General features: G+C 67.6%; 24 protein-coding genes. 9 read left to right on the top strand and 15 right to left on the bottom strand.

The genetic code is table 11. The features are described 5' to 3' along the window. Window positions 1–15 precede the first annotated feature (15 nt). From GS4_RS19730 to GS4_RS19715, 4 genes are all read left to right on the top strand, one after another. On the top strand, window positions 16–681 hold the full coding sequence (locus GS4_RS19730; RefSeq protein ID WP_007623894.1) for a helix-turn-helix transcriptional regulator: 666 nt from the start codon (window positions 16–18) through the stop codon (window positions 679–681). A gap of 77 nt (window positions 682–758) precedes the next feature. Continuing rightward, the gene (locus GS4_RS19725) at window positions 759–1,235 is read left to right on the top strand and encodes an MTB12 C-terminal domain-containing protein (protein ID WP_007623892.1); all 477 of its coding nucleotides are present in this window, start codon (window positions 759–761) and stop codon (window positions 1,233–1,235) included. A gap of 46 nt (window positions 1,236–1,281) precedes the next feature. After that, window positions 1,282–2,043 (top strand): ABC transporter ATP-binding protein, encoded by a 762-nt coding sequence (locus GS4_RS19720; protein WP_007623891.1) that lies wholly within the window; start codon window positions 1,282–1,284, stop codon window positions 2,041–2,043. Beyond that, window positions 2,040–2,840, top strand: coding sequence for a hypothetical protein (locus GS4_RS19715; protein WP_007623890.1), 801 nt, complete (start codon window positions 2,040–2,042; stop codon window positions 2,838–2,840). The genes GS4_RS19720 and GS4_RS19715 overlap by 4 nt, the downstream gene beginning before the upstream one ends. A gap of 56 nt (window positions 2,841–2,896) precedes the next feature. Here the strand turns inward: GS4_RS19715 and GS4_RS19710 are convergent, their stop codons facing one another. Then, window positions 2,897–3,727, bottom strand: coding sequence for a DNA-3-methyladenine glycosylase family protein (locus tag GS4_RS19710; protein ID WP_051989792.1), 831 nt, complete (start codon window positions 3,725–3,727; stop codon window positions 2,897–2,899). Between the two features lie 145 nt (window positions 3,728–3,872). Further along, window positions 3,873–5,258, bottom strand: coding sequence for a dihydrolipoyl dehydrogenase (gene lpdA / locus GS4_RS19705; protein ID WP_083862800.1), 1,386 nt, complete (start codon window positions 5,256–5,258; stop codon window positions 3,873–3,875). 303 nt (window positions 5,259–5,561) lie between these two features. On the opposite strand from lpdA, the gene GS4_RS19700 reads away from it, so the two are divergent. The 3 genes from GS4_RS19700 to GS4_RS19690 are packed head-to-tail and all read left to right on the top strand — an operon-like array spanning window position 5,562 to window position 8,460. Then, a complete protein-coding gene (locus tag GS4_RS19700) occupies window positions 5,562–6,206 on the top strand; it encodes a TetR/AcrR family transcriptional regulator (RefSeq protein ID WP_007623880.1) in 645 nt (214 codons plus the stop codon). Continuing rightward, window positions 6,203–7,411 carry an oxidoreductase gene (locus GS4_RS19695; protein ID WP_007623876.1) on the top strand — a complete coding sequence of 403 codons (1,209 nt, stop codon included), beginning with the start codon at window positions 6,203–6,205 and terminating at the stop codon, window positions 7,409–7,411. Before GS4_RS19700 ends, GS4_RS19695 begins: the two co-directional genes overlap by 4 nt. 59 nt (window positions 7,412–7,470) lie before the next feature. Further along, on the top strand, window positions 7,471–8,460 hold the full coding sequence (locus GS4_RS19690; RefSeq protein ID WP_007623875.1) for a TIGR03564 family F420-dependent LLM class oxidoreductase: 990 nt from the start codon (window positions 7,471–7,473) through the stop codon (window positions 8,458–8,460). Window positions 8,461–8,508: 48 nt separating this feature from the next. On the opposite strand, the gene GS4_RS19685 is transcribed toward GS4_RS19690, so the two are convergent. Next, the gene (locus GS4_RS19685) at window positions 8,509–10,161 is read right to left on the bottom strand and encodes a serine hydrolase (RefSeq protein WP_007623874.1); all 1,653 of its coding nucleotides are present in this window, start codon (window positions 10,159–10,161) and stop codon (window positions 8,509–8,511) included. A gap of 53 nt (window positions 10,162–10,214) precedes the next feature. Here GS4_RS19685 and GS4_RS19680 point away from each other — a divergent pair, with 53 nt between their 5' ends. Then, window positions 10,215–12,362, top strand: a complete 2,148-nt coding sequence (locus tag GS4_RS19680) for a prolyl oligopeptidase family serine peptidase (RefSeq protein WP_007623873.1) — start codon at window positions 10,215–10,217, stop codon at window positions 12,360–12,362. 599 nt (window positions 12,363–12,961) lie between these two features. On the opposite strand, the gene GS4_RS19675 is transcribed toward GS4_RS19680, so the two are convergent. From GS4_RS19675 to GS4_RS19645, 7 genes are all read right to left on the bottom strand, one after another. Then, a complete protein-coding gene (locus GS4_RS19675) occupies window positions 12,962–13,873 on the bottom strand; it encodes an alpha/beta fold hydrolase (RefSeq protein WP_007623872.1) in 912 nt (303 codons plus the stop codon). Next, window positions 13,870–14,697: a hypothetical protein gene (locus GS4_RS19670; RefSeq protein WP_040511175.1), complete on the bottom strand. Its 828-nt coding sequence runs from the start codon at window positions 14,695–14,697 to the stop codon at window positions 13,870–13,872. The genes GS4_RS19675 and GS4_RS19670 overlap by 4 nt, the downstream gene beginning before the upstream one ends. A 144-nt stretch (window positions 14,698–14,841) precedes the next feature. Then, a complete protein-coding gene (ppk2, locus tag GS4_RS19665) occupies window positions 14,842–15,792 on the bottom strand; it encodes a polyphosphate kinase 2 (RefSeq protein WP_007623867.1) in 951 nt (316 codons plus the stop codon). A gap of 69 nt (window positions 15,793–15,861) precedes the next feature. Beyond that, on the bottom strand, window positions 15,862–16,395 hold the full coding sequence (locus GS4_RS19660; RefSeq protein ID WP_007623864.1) for a DUF6764 family protein: 534 nt from the start codon (window positions 16,393–16,395) through the stop codon (window positions 15,862–15,864). 89 nt (window positions 16,396–16,484) lie between these two features. Beyond that, complete coding sequence (locus GS4_RS19655) at window positions 16,485–16,925, bottom strand: SRPBCC family protein (protein ID WP_007623861.1); 441 nt, start codon at window positions 16,923–16,925, stop codon at window positions 16,485–16,487. Between the two features lie 216 nt (window positions 16,926–17,141). Then, window positions 17,142–17,816, bottom strand: a complete 675-nt coding sequence (locus GS4_RS19650; RefSeq protein ID WP_007623859.1) for a DUF4166 domain-containing protein — start codon at window positions 17,814–17,816, stop codon at window positions 17,142–17,144. A gap of 98 nt (window positions 17,817–17,914) precedes the next feature. Continuing rightward, a complete protein-coding gene (locus GS4_RS19645; protein ID WP_007623858.1) occupies window positions 17,915–18,532 on the bottom strand; it encodes a TetR/AcrR family transcriptional regulator in 618 nt (205 codons plus the stop codon). 96 nt (window positions 18,533–18,628) lie between these two features. Between GS4_RS19645 and GS4_RS19640 the strand changes: the two genes are divergently transcribed. After that, window positions 18,629–19,105, top strand: coding sequence for a PaaI family thioesterase (locus GS4_RS19640; protein ID WP_007623855.1), 477 nt, complete (start codon window positions 18,629–18,631; stop codon window positions 19,103–19,105). 27 nt (window positions 19,106–19,132) lie between these two features. On the opposite strand, the gene GS4_RS19635 is transcribed toward GS4_RS19640, so the two are convergent. The 5 genes from GS4_RS19635 to groL all read right to left on the bottom strand — a co-directional run bounded on the left by GS4_RS19635 (window position 19,133) and on the right by groL (window position 24,373). Next, the gene (locus GS4_RS19635; protein WP_051989790.1) at window positions 19,133–20,029 is read right to left on the bottom strand and encodes a DUF3159 domain-containing protein; all 897 of its coding nucleotides are present in this window, start codon (window positions 20,027–20,029) and stop codon (window positions 19,133–19,135) included. Between the two features lie 154 nt (window positions 20,030–20,183). After that, window positions 20,184–20,411, bottom strand: coding sequence for a hypothetical protein (locus GS4_RS19630; RefSeq protein WP_007623850.1), 228 nt, complete (start codon window positions 20,409–20,411; stop codon window positions 20,184–20,186). Further along, window positions 20,404–21,063, bottom strand: coding sequence for a DsbA family oxidoreductase (locus GS4_RS19625; RefSeq protein WP_007623849.1), 660 nt, complete (start codon window positions 21,061–21,063; stop codon window positions 20,404–20,406). The genes GS4_RS19630 and GS4_RS19625 overlap by 8 nt, the downstream gene beginning before the upstream one ends. A 69-nt stretch (window positions 21,064–21,132) precedes the next feature. Then, window positions 21,133–22,227: an alpha/beta hydrolase gene (locus GS4_RS19620; RefSeq protein ID WP_245555781.1), complete on the bottom strand. Its 1,095-nt coding sequence runs from the start codon at window positions 22,225–22,227 to the stop codon at window positions 21,133–21,135. A 520-nt stretch (window positions 22,228–22,747) separates the two neighbouring features. Next, window positions 22,748–24,373 carry a chaperonin GroEL gene (groL, locus tag GS4_RS19615; protein WP_007623839.1) on the bottom strand — a complete coding sequence of 542 codons (1,626 nt, stop codon included), beginning with the start codon at window positions 24,371–24,373 and terminating at the stop codon, window positions 22,748–22,750. Between the last annotated feature and the right edge of the window lie 138 nt (window positions 24,374–24,511).

Below are 24,511 nucleotides of genomic sequence, written 5' to 3'. Positions count from 1 at the left end.
AGAGGAGCCGAGCCGATGGCCGGTCGCGCACGCGAACGGGTACTGGAGGTGCTGGCCGCCTCGACGGAGCCGTTGGACGCCGCGGAGGTCGCGGAGCGCCTCGACATCCACGTCACGACCGCGCGATTCCATCTGAACAACCTGATCACCGACGGAGAGGCCACCTCGACCACCCTCGCGTCCGATTCCGTCGGTCGCCCGCGGGTCGGATACACCGTCGTCCGGCGTAGTTCCATGGCCGACCTGGTCGGGCTGCTCCTCGACCAACTCGGCAGCACACCACAGGCCCGTGAGCATTGCGCGGCCGAGGCCGGCCGACTGTGGGCCGCGGAGGTCGACATCCCGGCCGCGGATGTGGACCTGCCCGATCCGGTGACCGTGGCGTCGGACATCCTCGCGCGCCTGGGTTTTCGCGTCTCCGGGGCGACCAGCATCTTCGGTTCGCATGAACTGCGGATCTGCTCCTGTCCGCTCAAGGACCTCGCCGGCCGCCATCCCGAGATCGCCCGCGGCGTCCAGCGCGGTGTCATCGAGCAGGCACTCGCGGCCAGTTCGCCGACTCTTGCATCGCAGTACGCGGTCGCCGTGGTGCCCGACCCCCAGGACGGCGACTGTGAGGTGACCCTGCGATTGTCGCCACGGTCGGCTCAGCGCCCGGCCACTTCCCCCGCCTCGAGGTAAGGGTTGCCTGAACTAATTTAAATGACTAGATTCCTTTTTATGTGGGCGACCGTCGCCCACAGAGGAGGACGCACGTCATGCATCGCATTCGTCAGATCGTGGTCGCACTGTCGGCCATCGTCATCGCCACCGTCGGACTGGTCGCGACCACCGGCACCGCCGCGGCGAAGACGTTCCCGCCGAACTTCCGGGTCACTGCGGAACACCCGACCCTCGCCGACCTCAACGACATCGTCGAGTTCATCGTGGAGACACCGGCATCGGACCAGGCCAAGGCGGCCAACGTCGAGGGCGGCATGAACGCGGTCATCGTCCCGAAGACCGTCTACAACCTCGGACTGTTCCGCGCACCCCGCGGATGGAATGAGGTCACCGGCCCGCTGGTGCAGCGCGGCGACCGGGTGACCGCCACGCTCAACAGCGGATCCGCCGGCAGGCCCACCATCCGGATGACGATCGAGTTCAAGCGGATCGGCGGCGTCTGGAAGCTGTCGGCCAACTCACTGTGCCAAGGCGTGAAGACCGTCGGGCTGAACATCTACTGCAACGGCTGACGACGGTGACGGATCGGATGGCCGGTGTCGACGAGCGGCGTAGGCGATGATCGAGATCGATTCCGCCGCGGTGCGATTCCGCCGACAACTGGCACTCGACGACGTCTCGCTGACAGTCGCAGACGGCCAGGTCGTCTACCTTCTCGGACGCAACGGGGCGGGCAAGTCGACCCTCTTGCGCACCGTGTGTGGTGTCACCCGGCCCACGTCGGGCACGATCCGGATCGACGGCCGTCGTCTCGCCGACCATCCGAGTCCGGCAACCGCACTCGGGATGCACCTCGACCTCGACCGCGTGCATCCCGGGCACACCGCTCGTCGCCATCTCCGATGGATCTGCGCCGCAGCGGGATTGCCGACGGGTCGAGTCGGCGAGGTGCTGTCCGCGGTAGGACTTTCCGATGTCGCGGACCGTCGGCTCCGCGCCTATTCGCTGGGAATGCGTCAACGGCTCGGGATCGCCACAGCGTTGCTCGGCGATCCGGCGAACCTCGTGTTCGACGAGCCACTGAACGGTCTGGACATCGACGGGATCATCTGGCTCCGGGGTCTGTTGCAGACCCTCGCCGCCGAAGGCCGATCCATACTGATCGCATCGCACATGTTCGCAGAGGTCACCCGGACCGCGGACCGGGTCGCGGTGATCGCGGACGGCCGGTTGGTCGCCGACGGCACGGTCGACGACCTCATCGGCGATGCCACCGACCTCGAAGACGCCTTCGTGCAGCTCGTCTCCGGTGACTGGCCGGTGAACCACACGGATGGCACGGGGCAGCTCGTCGGCGCCGACGAGATGACGGCGTCATGACCGCACTCGTCGACGCCGCCGTCCAGGTCGCCCGGGGAACACGCGCCGAAGCGGTCCGTAGCGGCGGAACGCGGTCGGCGATCCTGTTGGCCGCCATCCCCTGTGCCATCCTGCTGCCCACCGCCATCACCTTCGGTGTCGCGGCGGTGGCCGAGCGCTTCGCGACGATCCCGGGCGAGATCCAGGTGACGGCAGCGACATCGACCAACTCGGTCTACTGGGTGATCACACTGACCACCATCGTCATCGCGGCCACCGCAACCTACTCCCACGCGATCACCCTCCGAGGACGCGACGACGACCTCGATCGGTGGCTGTTCCCGCGGGCGTGCACGCCCATCCTGGCACGCTGGCTGTTCTACGGTGTCGCCGGCGCCGTGTGCAGCGCGCTCCTCGTGGCAGCGACGATGCTCCTGTTGCCGGCTCTGTTCCCCGCCGTCTACGGCGCAGTCGACCTCTGGTCGGGTGTCGGCGCCCGATTCGTCGTCACCGTACCGATCTACACGTTCCTCGTGTGCGGACTCGGGATCGCCGTCGCCGCGATCGTCGGCCATCCGGCCGGGGCGATCGCCGTCCTGCTGTTCTGGGTCTACGTCGTCGAGAACATGATCAGTCTCGTCCCGAATGGATATGCGCTGCAGTCGTACATGCCGTTCCTCAACGGCATCGCGGGCACCGGTCAGGAACTCGCCTTCACCCCGCCCTGGGGCGTCGACGGCGGTCTGGTCTATCTTGCCGTGGTCACCGCGGTCGCGATGAGCATCGGCTGCGGCGTATCGATGCTGCGACGTCGCTAGCCCTCGGGTCCTTCAGTACGCAACGACTCCCGGAGCGTCTCGTTCTCAGAGCGGCGTCAGAAGGCGCGATAGTCCCGCTTGGACATCCGATGTCCCCGACGCTCGGCACGGACGCCGTGCCGCTCCGCCATCCGGATGATCCGATAGCGATGTCCGGCATAGGGTTCCAACAGTTCGAGCATCCCCGCGTCGTCGACCTTCTCGCCGATCAAGGCATACCCGACGATGGACGGGATGTGGTAGTCACCGACGGGCACGGCATCGGCGTCGCCGACCGCCCGCGCACGTGCCTCGGCCTCGGTCCATCGCCCGACCCCGCGGAGCACCGTGAGCTTGTCGGCGTGACGCTCGACGTCCATCTGCGTCGCGCCGCGGATCGTGCGCATCCGTACCGGTTCGATTCCGCTGCGATGCCAGTCCCACACCGGGATGTCGGCCCAATCACGTTGCGCCGGAGGCACCCAGACGTCGGGGACCGGACCGGGGGCGGCCTCACCGAATCGGCGGACCAGGTATCGCCACGCCCGGAAGGCCTCGACACCGACGACCTTCTGCTCCAGGATCGCCGGCACCAGCGCCTCCCACACGCGGTCGGTGCGGCCGATGCGTAGTCCTCTGGCGCGCCGCAGCCAGTCGCCGACCACCGGGTGATGGACGGGACACGACGACGGATCGTCGTCGGCGCCCAGCAGGCCGGGCATCTGCTCGAGCAGCCACTGCGATCCCGGACCCCACGCGCGACCGAGGAAATCGCCGCCCTGCGGAGTGATGATCAGCGTCCCGGGACCGTCGGGAGTGTGCACCGCGCGCAGCAGGGAGCCGTCGGGAAGGTAGCGGAATGCGGGGTCACCTGCCCCGCGCCGATGGAGTCCGACGACTGCGCGCATGTCGACCGGGCCGGGCGGACTCCACGTCCGCGAGTGATCGGCGGTGACCACCCGCGTCACCGAGAACGTCCCCGCCCGAGAGCGTCGACGGCAACTCGTCGACACCCCTGGACGGGGACGTTCCCAGTCGTGCGAGACATGGTGATCAGAGGTTGATCATGTGTCCGATGGCGCCGTGGAAGGTCTCCTGCATGGCCTCCGACAGGGTCGGATGCGTGTGCACGTTGCGGGCCAGCTCGTTGGCGGTCAGGTCCCACTTCTGCGCGAGGGTCAACTCAGGCAGCATCTCGGAGACGTTGTCGCCCACCAGGTGTCCACCGATGAGCTCGTCGTGGGTGGTGTCGGTGATCAGCTTGACGAAGCCGGCCGTCTCGCCGAGACCCTGGGCCTTGCCGTTGGCGCTGAAGGGGAAGGTGGTGACCTTCACGTCATAGCCCTCGTCCTTGGCCTGCTGCTCGGTGAGCCCGAACGACGCGACCTGCGGCTGGCAGAACGTCGCGCGCGGCATGTTGCGGTAGTCGCCGAGGGTCTGCGTCTCGGCGCCGGCGATGGTCTCGGCGGCGACGACACCTTGGGCCTCGGCCACGTGGGCCAGCATGAGCTTGGCGGTCACGTCGCCGATGGCGTAGATGTTGTCGACGTTGGTGCGCATGTGGTCGTCGATCGCGATCGCGCCACGCTCGGTGAGCTCGACGCCTGTCTTCTCGAGGCCGAATCCCTCGACGCGCGGGGCGAATCCGACAGACATCAGGACCTTGTCGGCCTTCAGCTCACCGTCGGCGTCCTTGGCGTCCTTGTACTTGACGACGACCTGCGAGCCCTGGTCGTCGACACTCTGCACCTTGGTGGAGGTGAGGAGTTTGACGCCGAGCTTCTTGTAGGCCTTGGCGATCTCCTTGGAGACGTCGGCATCCTCGTTGGGCAGCACCCGGTCGAGGAACTCGACGATCGTCACGTCGACGCCGTAGTTGGCCAGGACGTAACCGAACTCCATTCCGATCGCCCCGGCCCCGACGATGACGATCGAGGACGGCAGCTCACGGGTGAGGATCTGCGTCTCGTAGGTGACGACGTTGTCGGAGAGTTCGACACCCGGGAGCAGCTTGACCACCGAACCGGTGTTGATGATCAGGTTGTCGAAGGTGATCTCACGATCGCCGACCGCGATGGTCGTGGCGTCCTTGAAGGTGCCATAACCGTCGATCTCGGTGATCTTGTTCTTCTTCATCAGGAAGTGGACGCCCTTGACGATGCCGTCCGACACCTTGCGGCTGCGGTCGAATGCCGCACCGAAGTCGAACGAGGCCTCGCCGGAGATCCCGAAGGTCTTCGCCTGATGGTTGAAGATGTGCGCGAGTTCGGCGTTGCGGAGCAGCGCCTTGGACGGGATGCATCCGACGTTGAGGCACACCCCTCCCCAGTACTTCTCTTCGATGACTGCGGTCTTCTGGCCGAGCTGGGCGGACCGGATCGCGGCCACGTACCCTCCCGGACCTGCGCCAAGGACGACTGTTTCAAAGTGTTCTGCCACGGTCACCAGCGTACTTCGCACCGACGATCTCCCGCAGGGGTCCCGCCTACCGGCCGGTAACCCGGTATGGGTGCGGTGGTCGGGGCGTGGGGTCGGGTCTGGGGCTGACCACAAACTGCCGCGCAGCCGGGAGGCGCGCGCACTATCCACACGACGACCCGCTGGACAGCAGATTGTGGCGGCGGGGGCGGGCCGGGGCAAGAGCGGGGCGGGCCGGGGAAGGAGCGATGCGGGGCAGCACACGAACGACCGAGAATTCAATCACTGATTGAATCGGTGATTGATCTGTGTTGCAATCGAGGGGTGCCCGACCCCGAGAACTCAGCCGAAACCCCAGCCGACACCCCGGCAGTCCCGACCGCGGCCATCCCGGCGACCCCACGGCAGCGCACCCGCGATCGTCTGCTGACCGTCGCCGAACGTCTGCTGCTCACCGAGGACTACGACGACGTGTCGGTCCGGTCGATCTGCGCCGCGGCGCAGGTCAACCCGGCCGCGGTGCACTACCACTTCGGGTCCAAGGACGATCTGGCCATCGCGCTCCTGCAGGAGCGCCTCGGACCGCTGTGGGCTGACGACCTCGACGCCGTCGAGTCGGGAGGTGCCACGGTCGCCCAGATCGTCGACATCGTCGTCGCACCATTTCTCGCGGTTCAGGACGATCCAGTGGGCCGCCTGCACCTTCGACTCCTGTCCCGATTCGTGCTGAACCATCCCGACGCCCCGTGGACCGGCACCTGGTACCGACTCGACCGATGGACGCCACTGCTGACCGCGGTCGTCGACGGCCTCGATGCCGACACCGCGCGCCGACGGTGGGCCCTGGCCTTCACCCTCGTCCTCACCCGCTTTGGGGCGGGGCACCCGCTCTCCGAGCGCGCGGTCGCCGCACTGCGGGACTTCGTCGTCGCCGGGTTGTCGGCACCGGCGGGGTCGGGTGCGCCGTGACTGCCACGAATCTGCCCGACCCGTTCACACCTGCGCGCCTGGGTCCGCTGACCCTGCGCAACCGTCTGATCAAGTGCGCAACCTTCGAGGGCGCCACCCCCGACGCACTCGTCACCGACGATCTGATCGCCTTCCACCGGGAGGTGGCGGCCGGCGGCGTCGGCATGACGACCGTCGCCTACCTCGCGATCTCGGGTGAGGGACGCACTGATCGCCATCAGATCCACCTGCGCGAGGAGGCGATGCCCGGACTCCGCCGACTCACCGACGCGATCCACGCGGAGGGCGCCATGGCGGCTGCACAGTTGGGTCACGCCGGACCGGTGGCGAACTCGGTGTCCAATCGGGCAAAAGCGTTGGGCCCGTCGCGAATCCCCGCGCCGATGGGGATGTCGTTCACCCGCAGGCTCTCGGCCGGCGAGATCGACGACGTGCTCGAGAAGTTCCGGCGTGGCGCCCGCATCGCGGTCGACTCCGGCTTCGACGGCCTCGAGATCCACTTCGGCCACAACTATCTGGTGAGCTGCTTCCTGTCGCCGATGCTCAACCGTCGGCGCGACGCCTACGGCGGCTCGCTGGAGAACCGGGCCCGACTGGCCAGGGAGGTCGCGGCCGTGGTGCGCGACGAGGTCGGCGACTCCGTCGCGGTCTGGGCGAAACTCAACATGTACGACGGAGTCGGCCGGCTGTCCCTCGATATCGACGAGGCCTGCGAGGTGGCCCGACTGCTGGAGGCCGACCGCAACCTCGACGCCATCGAGCCGACCGCAGGCAGCTCTTTACTCAACCCGATGTACCTCTTCCACGGCGAGCCGCCGCGCAAGGAGTTCGCCGATGCCTTCCGCGGTGCGATGCGGTGGGGTCTCAAGGCGATGGGCCCGTTCTTCCTGCACCACTACGACTATCAGGACGCCTACCTGCTGCCGCTCGCACGTCGCCTGCGCGATGCGGTCGACCTGCCACTGATCCTGTTGGGCGGCATCACCGACCGCCCGTCGATCGACACCGCACTCGGCGAGGGTTTCGACTTCGTCGCGATGGGTCGAGCGCTCCTACGCGAGCCGGACCTCCCCCGCCGCCTTCAGCTCGATCCGACGACGACCTCACGGTGCGTGCACTGCAATCTGTGCATGCCGACCATCTACTCGCACACCCGCTGCCCGGTGCGCAACGGCGAGATCCCCGATCCGTTGGCAGCCACCTGAGCGCCCGTCGACAGTAAGACCCACGCCGGGCCGAACCCACCGAACCTACGATGCCCGGAATGACCACGTCGGTCGACGCGGTTGCAGGGGGCATGACGATCGGAGTCTCCCTCTCGACCTTCGCCTCGGATCCTGCCACCTCGAATGTCGTGGATCGCGCGATCGAACTCGCCGACGAAGCAGGCCGCGTCGGTATCGACACGGTGTGGCTGGCCCAGCTCTTCGGCTACGAGGCCATCTCGGTCGCCGCATTGGTGGGCCGGGAGGTCCCGTCGGTCGGTGTCGGGACATCGGTGGTGCCGATCCATCCGCGTCACCCGATTCATCTCGCCGGCGCGGCCAAGACGGCGCAGGCAGCCACCCACGGGCGCTTCCAACTCGGTATCGGACTGGGCGCACCGGCCCTGACCGGCCCCACTTTCGGCGTCGACCTCGCCCCGGCGATCCGCGGGCTGCGCGACCACCTCGGTGCACTCCGGCCGCTGCTCGACGGCGAGCAACAGGCCTATCACTCGCCGAGTGTGACGTCGGCGCCGCCGTTGCCCACATCGGTCGCCGGTGCCGAGCCGCGCATCCCGCTGATCGTGGCCGCCATGGGCGAGCAGGCCCTGCGCGCGACCGGCGAACTCGCCGACGGCACATTGCCGTTCCTCGCCGGCCCGAAGGTGATCCGCGAGCACATCGCGCCGATCCTGCGGTCGGCGGCGGAGGCCGCAGGTCGGCCCGAGCCGCGCATCATCGTGGCGGTACCGGCGGTCGTCACCGACGACGTCGACGCCGCGCGTGTGGCGGCTCGCGAGGCGAGCGCGTTCTACGACGAGATCCCGTCGTATCAGAAGATCATCGCGCGCAACGGTTCCGAGCGGGCATCGGATCTGTTCCTGCTCGGTGACGAGGCCACCGTGCTCGAGGGACTACAGGAGTACCTGGATGCCGGCGCCACCGAGATCACGTTGACCCAGAACGACATCGTCGGCGACGAGGCGCGGGCCCGGACCTGGGCCGCGGTCGGCGCGTGGTCGCGCGAGTCGCTCGACAGGTCTGCGTGAGCACCGCCCAGCGATCGACTCTCACCCGGCGAGATCTGCAGTGCCGGTTCAGGATCGCGTGAACACCCCGTCGCTCGACTCGTCGTCGTAGTACTCGACTGTCATCCGCGGACCGTCGAAGGTGACCTTGGAGATGGAACCGAGCTCGGCGTTCTCGGTTCGGATCGTAAAGGTGAAGGTGTTGCCGTCCCACGGGGTCAGCTCGTAGGTGGTCATGCCGTTCGGCCCGGTGGCCAACACGAGCCTGCCGTTCTGCTCACGCACCACGAACGGGCCATAGACGGGGTTGGCATAGGTGCCGACGAAACTCGGCAACGGCGCCGACGGCGCCGGAGAGGCCGGGCGCTGCTGCCCGACCAGGCTTCCCGACGGCACCTCCATCTGCGCGAACCGTGCGCCGAACAGCTTCTGCCACGGCTGCTTGACCTCACCGAACTGCACGATGTCCAAGAACTCCGCTCCCAGTGCCTCGACAGCGCCGATCGGTGATGCGTTCGAGAGCACGACGATCGCGGTGTTCGCCGACGGCAGCATCATCAGGTTGGTGGCGGCGCCGGAGCCGAAGGCCCCGGAGTGACTGATCTGGGTCCGCCCGGCCGCGGTGACCCCGAGGTTGTATCCGAATCCGTAGGAACTCGTGCGGTCGTCCGGTGACGTGGGCGGGGAGAGCGCGATCTGCGGAGTCCACGAAGCCAGCAACGGCTTCTCGCCGATGTAGTCGCGCCCGGCGAGGGCGCCGTTCGCGAGGAGCAGCTTCATCCAGTGGGTGAGGTCGTCCACCGAGGACGTCACACCTCCCGCCGGCGACTGCGCATCGGGTTCACGCTGCTTGAACGTCCGCACCCACTTGTCGTCGACCTTGACGTGTCCGACGACGCGATTCGAGCGGCCGGCGAAGTCGGCGTACCGAGAACTGGTCCGGGTCATCCCGAGCGGGCCGTACAACAGATCCTGCGAGAGGGTCGCCCAGTCCTTGCCCGCCTTGTTCGCGGCCGAGACCGCACCCGCGGTGAGCCCGAAGTTCGTGTAGTCGTATGTGATCCGATACGGGCTGAGCGGCATGAACCGGAACCGGTCGAAGATCTGCTGGCGGTCGTAGCCCATGTCCTCGAGCTTGTCGCCTGCGTGGTCGGGCAGACCGGATCGGTGGGAGTACATGTCGGCGATGGTCACCGTGCGGGTGACGTAGGGATCAGCCAGTGCGAAGCCCGGCAGGTTCGCCGACACCGGGGTGTCCCAGGCGACCACGTCGTCGGTCACCAGCTTGGCGATCACCGACGAGCCGACCGGCTTGGACAGCGACGCGAGCGGGAACACCGTGTTCGCGTCGACCTTCGCACCCGTCTCGACGTCGGTGACGCCGAAGCCCTTGGCGTAGCGGACCTGGTCGCCCTCGACGACGGCCACCGCCAGACCAGGGATCTTCGTGGAGTCGAGAACCTGCTGAACCAGGCCGTCGAGTTTGCCGACCGCGTTGCCGACGGCATTGTCGGGCAGGGGGACCCCGACGACCTGGGCCGGATTCTGCAGCTCCTCCCCCAACGATCCGGCGGCGGACGAACTCGGGGACGAGCCCGATGTCGAGTCGGTTCCGCACGCGGCGAGCAGGGCGGCGGTCGCGACGAGCGACACCGCCACCATCCATCCCGGAGAGGTCCGACCGCGTCGCGCCACAGCGCCCCGGGTGATCGTGGTGGCCATCGCGTGTCCTCATCGGCCGGGGAGCATCAATTCGCCCATCTGCGGCAAATCGTATGCCGGTGCCGCAGATCCGGTGGACTAACCGCGAAGACCGGCCCACACGCGACCCACCGCGCATCGGGCAAAATGGTCCGGTGACCGACGACAAGTCCACTGACACCATCGCCAGCGACCCGACCGACGACCCGTATCTGTGGCTCGAGGACGTCACCGGCGAGACGGCACTCGACTGGGTGCGGGCGCACAATCAGCCGACCGTCGACGATCTCACCGCGTCGGACCGCTTCGCCGAGCTACAGGAACAGACCCTCGCGATCCTCGACACGGACGACCGCATCCCCTACGTGCGTCGGCGGGGCGAGTACCTCTACAACTTCTGGCGGGACGCCACCAACCCCCGCGGGCTGTGGCGCCGCACCACCCTCGACTCCTACCTCACCGAGACGCCGAACTGGGACGTGCTCATCGACGTCGACACCCTGGCGTCGATCGAGGACGAGAACTGGGTGTGGTCGGGAGCGACCATGCTCTACCCCGACTACGATCGCGCGCTGATCTCGCTGTCGCGTGGCGGCGCGGACGCCACCGTCGTACGGGAGTACGACGTGACCACGCGCGGCTGGGTCACCGACGGCTTCACCCTGCCCGAGAACAAGTCCAGCGTCGGGTGGATCGATCGTGACACCGTCTACGTCGGAACCGATTTCGGTGAGCAGCTCGACGGCCGACCATCTCTCACCAGTTCCGGCTACCCACGTGTCGTCAAGCGCTGGTCACGGCACACCTCCCTCGACGCCGCGACCACTGTGTTCACGGGGGAGGTCACCGACGTCGCCGTCGGCGCCACCCACGATCACACTCCCGGATACGAGCGGGACTTCTTGAGCCGCTCCACCGACTTCTACAACTCGGAGCTCTACGAACTCCGCGACGGCGAGTCGATCCGCGTGAACGTGCCGACCGACGCGCACGCAGGTGTCCACCGCGACTGGTTGTTCGTGATGACCCGCTCGGAGTGGACCGTCGGCGACGAGACCCACCCGACCGGAACCCTGCTGGTCTTCGACTACGCCGCATTCCTCGACGGCCATCGCGATGCGCGAGTGCTCTTCAGCCCCGATGCGCACACCAGCCTGCAGGACTACGCCCTGACGCGGACGCACCTGATCATCGTGACGCTGCACGACGTGCAGACCCAGGTGTCGGTGCGCACGCTCGGCGACTGGGCCGAGGCGACCACCCCCGGACTACCCGCATTGGCGACGATCACGGTGCTCGACACCGATCCGGACGAGAGCGACGAGGTGTTCTGGTCGGCCAGTTCGTTCACGACACCGCCGAGCCTCCTGCACGGCGACGCTGGTGGCGACGTCGACGTGATCAAGCAGTCGCCGGCCTTCTTCGACGCCGACGATGTGACGGCCGAGCAGCGTTTCGCGACATCCGACGACGGCACCCAGGTCCCGTACTTCATCGTCCGGCGGAACGATGTCACGACCGGACCGACCCTGCTCTACGGCTACGGCGGCTTCGAGAACTCGCTCACGCCCGGCTATCTCGCGATCGCCGGACGCAGTTGGGTGGAGCGGGGCGGCATCTACGTCATCGCCAACATCCGTGGCGGTGGCGAGTACGGGCCGTCGTGGCACACCCAGGCGATGAAGGCCGGACGCCACAAGGTCTACGAAGACTTCGCCGCAGTGGCGCGCGCCCTGGTGACTGACGGTCTGACGACCCCACCACAACTCGCCGCCCAGGGCGGCTCCAACGGCGGACTCCTGATGGGAGTCATGCTCACCCGCTACCCGGAACTCTTCGGTGCGCTCGTCTGCCAGGTGCCGCTGATCGACATGAAGCGCTACCATCTGCTGCTCGCCGGGGCGTCGTGGATCGCCGAGTACGGCGATCCCGACAAGGCCGAAGAATGGGAGTACCTCGGCGCGTACTCGCCGTATCAGCACCTGTCGGCCGATGCAACGTACCCGCGGATCCTTGTCACGACGTCGACCAGGGACGACCGGGTACATCCGGCGCATGCCCGCAAACTGGTTGCGCGGCTGGAGGAGTACGGGCACCAGGTGCAGTACTACGAGAACATCGAGGGCGGGCATGGCGGGGCCGCCGACAACAAGCAGGCTGCGTTCAAGTCGGCGCTGGCGTACGAGTTCCTGTGGCAGACCGTGGGCTCGGTCGCGAACTGAACCGACTCGCGTCGGGACACAACGAGCGACGCCGCGGACCCGATGGGATCCGCGGCGTCGTCGGGCTGCAGAGAAGGTGTGCGGCGGGTCGGTGACGACCGGCCTGGCATTCAGAGTAGGAGCCGGATCGGGCGTCCGCCAGCAAGGGCAGCCTTGCCTGAGCAGGGGTGATGGGCGCTGGGGTGTCGGTGGGTGCGTCGTCGTTGACCGCCCTGACCCTCGCAAATCCGCCCGTCACGCGAGTGGCGCGACCGCATTGGCAGCGGCCGCGCGGTGTCGGGTGGATTCCGGCCGCCGACGGGTGGTCTTCGGAGGGTCGAGCAGACGGGGGGCGAACCCCGCTGACCACAACCTGCCGCGGAGCGACCGACCGCGTGCAATATCCACACGACACCTCGCTGGACGGCAGATCGTGGTCACCCCTCGGCCCGCCCCGCCCCCGGACAGGTTCGAAATCTGTACCCCAGCGCCCCGGCGACGACCATATGTCGATGCCCCGCCGCCCACGTACAGATTTCGTACCGGCTCATCGGCGGACGGGCGGACCAGCCGGACGGACACACAGCCCGGGCGAACCAGCCCCCGGCAGACGAAACCGGTCAGCCCGGCAGGTCGGTGACGCGGTCGCGGGCCATGACCCAGTCGGCGACGATCCCGACGGTCTCGTCGTCGAGCGTCCACCGGTTGTGCCCGAGGGGCGTGGCGATGTGTCGATGGTCGACGACGCTCGACGAGAACTTGATGGTCAGGGCCTTCATCACCGGCCATGGGACGTCGGTGTCGGCAGACACGGTGATGCCGCAGACCGGGAGCGCCGCGGTCGTCATCGCGGCCTCGTAGTCGAGGTCGGCGCCGCGCGGATCGAAGCGGCCGGTGCGGTTGAGCACGCTCCAGTCCCGGATGAGGGTCCTCGACTGTCGGCCGTACCCCTCGATGACGGTGCCCGGCCAGTAGCCCAGTCCCGACGAGATCAGCTCCATCGCGGGCGGGCCGAAGGTGGTCCGCAGACGGTGGCGTCCACGGTAGAGCCGGCGGTGCGGGACGCCCGAGGCGATCAGCACCAGACCCACGACGTCGGGGGTCGGCCGGGCAGGGGACGCATCGGCGAGCGCACGTGCTCGCGCAGCGGCCATCGCGACGATGTGTCCGCCCATCGAGTGTCCGGCGAGCACGACCTGCCGCCCCGGGAAGTGACGTGCCGCGACCTCGAGCACGGCAGGCACGTCCTCGGTGACCAATGCCTGCTGCCCGAAGTCGCTCCGTCGCGACGGACGCGGCCGACTGGCGCCCTGTCCGCGGAGTTCGGCCACCACGACGCCGACGCCGCGATCGGCGAGCCGTGCCGCGAATACGTCGTAATATGCTGCGGGAACACCCAATCCGGGCCACAGCGCCACCACCGGCGCAGCTGCGGAATCCGGCTCGGAGTCGGAGTCGGTCCGGAAGACCCGGACGGGGCTCACCGTTCCGTCGGGCAGTTCGACGGCGCCGACCACCGGGCGACGGATCACGCGCGTGCCGAGCGTCCGCCGAAGATGAGCCGCGCCAGGATGCCGACCACGACCACACCTGCGCCGACGGCACCGACCACCAGCGCGGTGTCCTGCAGGTTCCCGACGGCCCCGTCGATGATCACATCGGTCACCGCACGGCCGGACGCGTCGGCCGCGGACGCCTCCTGCTTGGCGCGATCGGCGATGAGGACGCCGACCACCCACGCCGTGGCGCCGCCGAGAACGAGGCCCAGACCCAACCAGGCGAGGACCGTGCCTCGACGTCTGGCGACCAGCAGCGCGAGCAGACCGGCGATGACGGCCACCACCAGCGATCCGTACGCGAGCCGGACGATCTGCTGACCGACCTGGTGATAGCGCCCCGCCTCGAGCCCGGTCCCGCCGTCGGCGAGCGGGATCAGGATGGGCCCGGCCACGCGTCCCGATGCGCCGCTCTGCGAGATCACCCGGTTCACCATCTCGGTGATGTCGAGTTCCATCGTCGAGTTCTCGGTTCCGGGCTTCGGCTCGTCGAACAGGTACGAGTGCTGCTGGCTGACGACGTCGACGAAGTCGGACTCGAACTGCGGCCCGTTGGTGTATCCCTTCGCGATCGGCTCGATGACGAGCGATGCCGCCGGGATACCGACCCGCGACGCCGCCTGCTGGCCGATCTGCTCGGCGAGGTAATCCTTGACCTCTTGGTTCTTCGCGGCGGCCGATGCGGTCGCCACGAAGCCCTCGGAGTCGACCAGCCGCTCCTTCACCCAGAGGGAGGGGACGGCGACCACGATGGCGACGATCGACACCAGGGTCAGGACGGCACTGAGGAGAGTACGCACGGTCTCCGAGGCTACCGGCGCCGGCTGACGGCCGGGCCACCGACGAGCCTCGAGCATCTGCGCACGACGACCCGTCGGGGACTCTCCGGCCGGCGGTTCGGCCGTCCGGCCACTTGGGTCCCGGCGGTCACTCGCCGACCAGGCCTACTCCCCGACCACGTCTGCGGCGCGTCCCACGATCAGCGGGTCGGGGTCGCCGACGAGTTCGTGGTTCTTGCCCTCGTACTCGAACAGACTCAACACGTGCCGCATCGCGTTCACGCGAGCACGCTTCTTGTCGTTGCTCTTCACCACGGTCCACGGCGCGAAGTCGGTGTCGGTCGCCCCGAACATCGACTCCTTCGCCGCGGTGTAGGCGTCCCACTTGTCGAGCGACGCGAGATCCATCGGTGAGAGCTTCCACTGCCGGACCGGGTCGATCTGCCGGATGGCGAAACGCGTCCGCTGTTCGAGCGGGGTGACCGAGAACCAGAACTTCACCAGGTTGATGCCGTCGTCGACGAGCATCTTCTCGAACGCCGGCACCTGCGACATGAACTGGTCGAGCTGGGCCGGCGAACAGAAGCCCATGACCCGCTCGACGCCGGCGCGGTTGTACCAGGACCGGTCGAAGAAGACCATCTCGCCACCGGCGGGCAGATGCTGCACGTACCGCTGGAAATACCACTCGGTGGACTCGCGCTCCGAGGGCTTCTCCAACGCGACCACACGCGCACCGCGAGGGTTGAGGTGCTCGTTGAAGCGCTTGATGGTGCCGCCCTTGCCCGCGGCGTCGCGCCCCTCGAACACCAGCAGATGACGCTGGCCGGTCTGCTTGGACCACTTCTGGAGCTTCAGCAACTCGATCTGCAGCCGACGTTTGGTCACCTCGTACTCGCGGCGGCTCATCCGCTCTTCGTACGGGTAGTCCTGGCGCCAGGTGTCCACCACGTTGCGCTCGGGCAGCGTCAGCAGCACCGGATCGTCGTCATCGTCGTCGTTCACCACGAACTGCGTGGTGTCGTGCAGATTCACCAGACGTTGCAGTGCCTCACGTCCGTTGAGGGCACTGAAATCCGGTCCGATCGTCTTCTCGAGTTCGTCCAGCTCGGTCACCCCCCGACGATATTCAGGATCGGGAAACAGAACGTGGCGGCCGCGTTAACGCGGGCCGCCACGCTCGGCTCAGTTCCGGAGGTCGATGGACCCGGTCCGCAGGCATGCCTTGCCGCTGGTGGTGTCGACCGCAGCCGCGAAACCACCACCGCAGCCGGCACCCTCGGGGCCGGCGTATGCCTGGCCGCCCCAGCCACCGACGGCCACGCTGAAGCCGCCGCGCCGCGCCTGCGCGACCGACAGCGCCTTGGGTCCGGTGGTCACCGAGTAGGCGGTGCCGCGGGAGCTCGCCCCAGCGAGTGCGGACGATCCCGGCTGCTGATTGCGCGCCGTCGAGTTGCCGCCCTTGTCGGCGACCGCAACGGCCGTACCCGAACCACTCAGCTCGTCGGCGTCGGCGCGGCTGGCCGGCCCGGCCTTGGCGCCGCAGCCGCCGGCACCGACGATCCGCTCGACCTGCTGCCCGTTGGCGGCCGAGCAGTGCACGGCTGCCTGTGCGGTCGGCGTGCCGAGCCCGAAGAGGAGCCCGCCGGCCAGTGTTCCGATGCCCACCGCGATCACCCGCGTGGCCGACAGACGTGTTCCGATCTTGTTGATCCGCACTTTGATTGGTCCTTCTCGTCGATGCTGCCCCCTGGCATGTGGGCTACAGGGTACTCAGATCTGCCGCGTGCCGTGGCGGCCGGTTCGACTCAACTGCCGGCGCGCCGCTCGACCTCTGCGATCAAGCCCTTCTTGGCGGTGTCGACAGCCATCTTCTGCGCGCGCTTCACGATCAGTCCCGGCAGTTTGATCTTGAGCTCGACCTCGAGCTCGAAGACCACGTGCGACCCGGAGTCGGTGGGGGTCACGGTGTACCGACCGTGCTGTTCGCTGAGTTGGTTGCCCTCCACCAGATCCCATGTGCAGCTGTCCTCGGTCCAGGTGTAGGAGAGGGTCTGCTCGTCGGAGATACCGGCCGCCGTCACCACCACCCGCACCTGGTCGGGGGTGCCGTCCTCGTGTTCGGACAGGATCTCGGCTTCCTTGTGCGGCCCGGACCAGTCGGGCAGGGATGCCACATCCCGGAGCACCTCCATCACGACGGACGGAGGTGCAGCGACATCGAACTCGTTCTTCGCGGAGACAGCCATGGGGAGAACCTACCCTCGCGTTCGACGGAGTCACGATGGAATCGCCCCCGCGCGTCCGAACGACGGACCCGTCTCGCGGATGCCGCGCACCCGCGCCGGGACACGACCGATGGATCGGTCGGGCGTCAGCGCCCGATTCGACTGCGCCACTTGGTCAGTTCGATGCCCCGGTGTCCAGATCGGATGGTGCCGACCCGAACGCGGACCGCGACGTGGTCACCGTTCGCGGTCGACGAGTTTCAGCGGCCATGCCTCATCCGGGATGTCGTGGACGCTGCATGCCTGATCGACAGCGGTGAACCATCCCCGGAAGTGCAGGATCTCACCGATCACCGGATTGCGGACGGTCGCATCGCAGCGGAATCGCTGCCGCGCGTCGTCCCACCCCTCGATGTACTTCATCTGGGCGGTGAACGGGCCGCGCATCCCGAAGTTGGGCCCGCGCAGCCAGCGCATCGGCCCACTCTCCAACAGCAGCGAGCCGTCGCGCGTGACGGATGGTTCGATCGGATACAGGAGTTCGGGCCCGTCACCGAAGTAGTCGACCAGACCGTTCCGCCCGGAGACCAGCAGCGAGTTGAGGCTGCGCGTGCCCGATGTGTAGTCGAACGACCGCAGCACCGCGAGGCACTCGCGGCCGAGCTCGTCGACGTAGCAATAGTGCCCCTGCGTGAAGGGCACCATGCGGCTCGACTTCTGCGGGAACGCGTTGCGCTTCGCGTAATACCAGATCATCGGCGGAGGCAGCGCCGAGGTCATGAACACCGACTCGTAGATGCCGGTGCCGATCTGCGCGACCCCCGACGTCGAGTCAATGCTGTAGCGCCAGGCGACGTTGGGATGGAGGCGGTCGAAGTCGGAGCCCAGGATGTCCCGGTACACCGGCGTCATACCGCTCTCCCTCCGCGAGGCCCGTCATCGACCGCGAGGCCGGACACAGGCGACCTCGCCGAGTTCTGAACCTACTATGCGACCGGGGTCACGCGTGGCTAGCGGGTGACCTCGGACTCACACAGACGCTGGAGTTCGGCGATGACGCGGTCCAACGGCTCCACACTCCGACGGGTCTGACAGATCCCGACGGCGCCTTCGACCGACGCCACCACGAGGTTCGCGAGCGAGTCGGCGCGATCGGCGTCGAGGCCCTCCTCGAGCAGGCGGGTGGCGATCAGGCGGTTCCAGCGGAGGAAGATCGCATCGGACTCCTCGGCCACCGCCGGCTCCGATCGCCGGGCCAGACCGCCGGCCAGGACCGGACAACCGAACTGGTAGTCGCTGTTCACCAGCATCCGCCGCCAGACGTCCCCGATGTCGGCGACCGCGTCGGCAGGTGTCGCCGACCGCGGCTCGCTGATGCGGTGGGCGACGAAGTCACCCGCGTAGCGGACGGCCTCGGTCATCAGCTGGGTCTTCCCACCCGGGAAGTGGTGGTAGATCGATCCGCGCGGTGCGGCCGCGGCCGCTATGACGTCTCCGATCGATGTCGCTGCCACGCCATCGCGCCCGATCAGGTCGGCCGCGTGTACGACCATCCGTTCGCGTGGTCCGCGCTCGGCGACACCGTGGGTGACATCGGCGGACACCGTCGTGTCCGTTTCCGGTTCCATTCCCCTCACATCCTCTCGAGGACCCCCGGGCGACGACCACGAGACCCGGCGCGCGTCGGCTCAGCGCTATGCAGGTCTTCATAATCATCGCCTTCTATGCAACCATACATAGTCATGACGACTACCAGTGAGACTTTCGATCCGTCCGCTTTGTCCGGGCTGGAACTCCTGCGTGCATGGATGAACCGCCCCACCGACGCACACCCCAACATCGGAACCCTCATCGGAATGGCGCCGAAGTCGATCGACGAGGGTTCCGTGACCTTCACCGTGACCCCCCGGCCCGACTTCGCCAATCCCCTCGGCACCGTCCACGGTGGCATCTGCGCCACGCTGCTGGACTCCGTGATGGGTTGTGCGGTCCACACGACGCTACCCGCGGGAGCGAGCTACACGACGCTCGAACTCAAGATCAACTACATCCGCACGGTCGCGGTCGACGCCGACGAGCTCACCGCGACCGGGACCGTGATCCACGTCGGCGGCCGTACGGCGACGGCCGAGGGCAAGGTGTACTCCGCCGACGGCAAGCTGGTCGCCCACGGCAGCACCACCTGCATCGTGTTCCGCTGAGTCGGCGTACGTTCCGGTCACCGACGGTCAAGGCGTGGACGGCGGTTGGGCCGCGCCCGGGGTCTCCTGGCCGCGCGGGGCGTCGGCGACTGCGTCTGCGACAGCCTTCTTCTCGGCCGGGAACAGTCGGTGCATCACGCCGATCGCCACGGCGCCGACCGCGACGAGAACCCATCCGACGGTCGACGACACCGAGTCGGTCACCAGGCCCATGATGCCGACGATCAACACGAACGCGGGTATCCAGTCGAACAGTCGTACCAACGACACCGGCGGATCGGTCTCGACGCCCATCTTCGCCAACGCCTTGTTGGGACCGTAATCGGGATAGAACTCGGTGAACGAGACGGCGAAGACCGTGGCGCCGATCTGGATGATCCAACCGGTCCAGAAGTTGCCCGCATCGTCGAGCACCGCATCGCCGATGGCACCGGCGATGGCGGAGACGCCGAAAGCCGCAACCCACGCCCAGGTGATGACGTAGTTGGTCCGGATGAAGATCGGCGACGACCAGAGCTCGGGATCGGTTGCCTCCTTGGCGTATTCGAGTGTGAACGGCCGCCGGATGAGGATGGAGCCGAGCGCGAACGCCACCAGCGCGACGTTGGCGATCTCACCGCCCCAGAGTTCCATCCAGCTGATCACGCGAGCCGACGCGAACAGTCCGATGCCGGCGAGGATCAGGAAGAACGCGGTGTCGAACCACTCGAGCAACTTGACCGAGTTGCCCAGCCGCCAGTTGGCGAACACCACCAACAGCGCCAGTCCGAGGGCACCGGCGACGGCTTCCTCGAAGCGTCCCGGGCCGGTGAAGAGCGACATCACGATCCATGGCGCCAGACCCGCGATGGGCGAGTTGAGGACCGCCCGCACCAGCGATGACGGAGAGTGATGGGCGGCGGCGCCATCGGTCGGAGATGTCATGGATCGAAGGCTATGCCGCACACCACAGATCCGCAGCCCGTTCTACCTGTTCGGTGCGGTACGACCGGATCGGACCATGCGTCGGACGGCTCACGCCTTCCCGCTACGGACTCGACCGTCGAGTATCGAGGTCAGCCGGCGCCCGGACAGTGGGCTATGCGCTCGATGCCGCGTCGGTCGCGGTGGACCCCTGGTTCGTCGCGGCATAGGTTGTCGGGGCATCGGTTGTCGGGGCAGGGCCGGTCGGGTTCGCGGCCGGCGGCCATGTGCACACGCCGTCCACACAGACCGCGGCGTCGTCGCCGACCATCTGCAGCGGAGCGGATGAACCGTCCTGCGCAGGCGCCCGCGTCGATTCGGAGCGGTCGGTCGGGTCAGGCATCCTCGGCCACCTCCGCGCCGACCTTGCGCAGGACGTCGGCGAACACATCGGGCTCCTGCGCTCCGGAGACACCGTAGCGACCGTTGACGACGAAGAACGGCACCCCGTTGATGCCGTAGGCACGTGCCTGCTCGATGTCGGCGGCCACGGCGTCGGCATACTCACCGGACTCGAGCACCGACTCGACCTCGGCACGGTCGAGACCGACGTCGGCGGCAAGGTCGACCAGGTCGGCGATCCTCCCGAGATGCCTCCCCTCGGTGAAGTAGGCGCGGAACAGGCGCTCAGACAGTTCGAGCTGCTTCCCCTCTGCCTTGGCGTGATGGAGCAGCTCGTGCGCCTTCAGCGTCTTGGTGTGCTGCAGCGCGTCGAAGTCGTAGTCGAGGCCCACCGACGCGGCGACGCCGCCGACCTGGGCCAGCATCTGCTCGACCTGCTGGGGCGCCAATCCCTTGTGCCCCACCAGGAAATCGACCTCGGTGCCGTTGAAGTCTACCGGCGTGTCCGGCGCCAGCTCGAAGCTGTGATAGGTCACCTGCACGGCATCGGCGTCGGGATACTCCTGCAGCGCGGCCTCGAACCGGCGCTTGCCGATGTAGCACCACGGGCAGGCGATGTCGGACCAGATGTCGACGGTGATCGGCGCACTCATGTGCGTGTCAACACCATCGGGACGCCGAACGTTCCCGGGCGGTGTGGGCGCCGCCCGGGACGTACGTTGTCACTCGCCGAGCGAACGAGCAATCTGCGGCCACGACCTGTGCAGTTGGTCCTGCCAGTACTCCCACGTGTGCGTACCCGGGCTGTACTCGAAGGTCGCCGGGATGCCGAGACCGCGCAGCCTGTTCTGCAGGTTGACGGTGCACTGATGTGTGGCCGCCTCGATGCCGCCGCCGACGAGTACTCGGTCGACCAGCTTGTTGAGGTCGCCGCCGATGTCGCGACCGTCGAGCTTGTCGTACGGACCGGACTGGCCGGTGCCCGAGCTGATGTAGAGCGACTTGCCGCGGAGCTTGCCTGCCTGCACGATCGGGTCGTTGGCACGCCACCCCGGGCCGCCGTAGGGGCCCCACATGTTGGTGGTGTTGGCCCCGCCCCGACCCTCGACGACCAACCTGATGTACAGCTGGCCGAGCGGTGAACTGGTCTCCGCGCAACCGCTGTACGAGGCGACCGACCGGTAGAGGTCGGGCGCCGACTCCGCCAGGCCCAGCACCGAGGTCCCGGCCATCGAGATCCCTGCGATCCCGTTCACTTTGGTGGTGTTCAGCCGCTTGTCGATGACCGGCGGCAGTTCCTTGGTGAGGAACGTCGTCCACTTGTTGCGTCCGAGAACAGGATCCGGCTTCTGCCAGTCGGTGTAGTAGCTGTAGGCGCCGCTCATCGGGACCACGACGTTGACGTTCTTGTCGGCGAAGAAGTTCACGACGTCGGTCTGCGCGAACCATGTCCCAGTGCCCTCGCCACCGCCTGCCCCGTTGAGCAGGTAGAGCGTGGGGCGCGGTTTCGAGGTGTCGGCGGGGAGCAGGACCCGGATGGGGATCGAGCGCCCCATCGACTCGGACGGCACCGAGAGGTCGAGGATCTGCTTGCCCTTGGGCGCCACCGGATACGGCGACCCCTCACCGGGATTCGCTTCCTGGTCGGTCCGTGGCCCCGGGGGCGTGTGCTGTTGAGGTGCTGCGTTCTTCGGGGGCGTCGTCGACGGTTCCGCCATCGCTGCCGGCCCCCCGACCGACAGGATCATGACCGCTGCGAGAACAGCTGCTGCGGTCACCGACGTCCGCTGCCATAGCGGACGAGACGCTCTGGACATGGGTGATCTTTCGACGTTTCCGTACGTGGGACGCAGGGGCAGCTCGGGCTCTGCACGCCACCTGCGCCGACCTTTCCGCGACCAGAGTACCGACGAGTAACGGGAACTATCGCGAAGATCATCAAGGATGCTGAAGAGTCACCTGGTCAGATGATGCGCCGCCACGTCCGAGCAGGTCGGGACCGTACTCGGAGGTACTGCGGGTGAGGTGTCGGCGGGCTGTGGATTCATCTGTTCGGGGGATCGGTCGGGGGCCTGGCGGGTGGTTCGGGTGGGGTCGGCTGGGCTGCGAGCTGGGCTGCGAGCTGGGCTGCGAACTGACCAAAAACTGCCCTCCAGCGGGGAGCCACGTGGTTATTGCACGCGACGATCCGCTCCATAGCAGATTTTGGGCACCCCCGCCCCGGCCCCGCCGACCCCGGCCAACGCAACTCGCCACAAACGCCGGAAGCCGGCCACCCACAAGGGGTGACCGGCTCCCGGACTGATGCGTTTCGAAAGACGCAGGGTTCTGATCAGATCAGAAGCCCATGCCGCCCATCTCGTCGCCACCCGGCACTGCCGGAGCAGCGTTCTTCTCGGGCTTGTCGGCGACGACGGCCTCGGTGGTGAGGAACAGAGCCGCGATCGACGCAGCGTTCTGCAGCGCCGAGCGGGTGACCTTCACCGGGTCGTTGATGCCGGCGGCCAGCAGGTCCTCGTACTCGCCGGTCGCGGCGTTGAGGCCGGTTCCGAGGGGCGAGTTGAGGATCTTGTCGGCGACGACGCCCGGCTCGAGGCCGGCGTTGACGGCGATCTGCTTGGCCGGAGCCGACAGCGCGACACGCACGATGTTGGCGCCGGTGGCCTCGTCACCGTCGAGAGCCAGCGAATCGATGGCAGGCTCCGACTGCAGCAGGGCAACGCCACCGCCGGCGACGATGCCCTCTTCGACCGCAGCCTTGGCGTTGCGCACGGCATCTTCGATGCGATGCTTGCGCTCCTTGAGCTCGACCTCGGTGGCCGCGCCGGCCTTGATGACCGCAACACCGCCGGCCAGCTTGGCCAGACGCTCCTGCAGCTTCTCACGGTCGTAGTCGGAGTCGCTGTTCTCGATCTCGCTGCGGATCTGCGCAACACGACCGGCGATGGCGTCCTGGTCGCCCGCACCCTCGACGATGGTGGTCTCGTCCTTGGTCACGACGACCTTGCGCGCCTGGCCGAGCAGCTCGACGCCGGCGCTCTCGAGCGAGAGGCCGACCTCTTCGCTGATGACCTCGCCACCGGTGAGGATGGCGATGTCGGCGAGGATGGCCTTGCGACGGTCACCGAAGCCGGGAGCCTTGACGGCAACCGACTTGAAGGTGCCGCGGATCTTGTTCACGACCAGGGTCGACAGGGCCTCGCCCTCGACGTCCTCGGAGATGATGAGCAGCGGCTTGCCGGCCTGGATGACCTTCTCCAGCAGCGGCAGCAGGTCCTTGACGGTCGAGACCTTGCCCGACACGAGCAGGATGTACGGGTCCTCGAGGACGGCTTCCTGACGGTCGGCGTCGGTGACGAAGTAGCCCGAGATGTAGCCCTTGTCGAAGCGCATACCCTCGGTCAGCTCCAGGCTCAGGCCGAAGGTCTGTGCCTCCTCGACCGTGATGACGCCTTCCTTGCCGACCTTGTCGAGAGCCTCGGCGATCAGGTCGCCGATGGCCTTGTCGCCGGCCGAGATACCAGCGGTGGCAGCGATCTGCTCCTTGGTCTCGACCTCCTTGGCGCTCTTCAGCAGCGACTCGGTGACCGACTCGACGGCCTTCTCGATGCCGCGCTTCAGGCCCAGCGGGTTGGCGCCGGCGGCGACGTTGCGCAGGCCCTCACGGACGAGCGCCTGAGCGAGAACGGTGGCGGTGGTGGTGCCGTCGCCTGCGACGTCGTCGGTCTTCTTGGCGACCTCCTTGACGAGCTCGGCACCGATCTTCTCGTAGGGATCCTCGAGCTCGATCTCCTTGGCGATGGAAACGCCGTCGTTGGTGATGGTGGGGGCGCCCCACTTCTTCTCCAGCACGACATTGCGGCCCTTGGGGCCGAGGGTCACCTTGACGGTGTCCGCGAGGCTGTTGAGGCCACGCTCGAGGCCGCGACGGGCCTCTTCGTCGAACGCGATTTGTTTGGCCATGGGTAAGTGATCCTCCGATAGGGGGTGACACTAGGTGTATGGCCGGACTCGGTGCCCGCGACGGACGACCGGAGTGTCAACGAGGACCGATCTCACCGTCCCGACCTGGCACTCACAACTCATGAGTGCCAACGTCCG

Origin of the sequence: Gordonia soli NBRC 108243, assembly GCF_000334455.1 — a bacterium.
Classification (GTDB): domain Bacteria; phylum Actinomycetota; class Actinomycetes; order Mycobacteriales; family Mycobacteriaceae; genus Gordonia; species Gordonia soli.
Note: the sequence above shows the minus strand (reverse complement) of the source record. Positions and strands in the feature narration are given on the sequence as shown.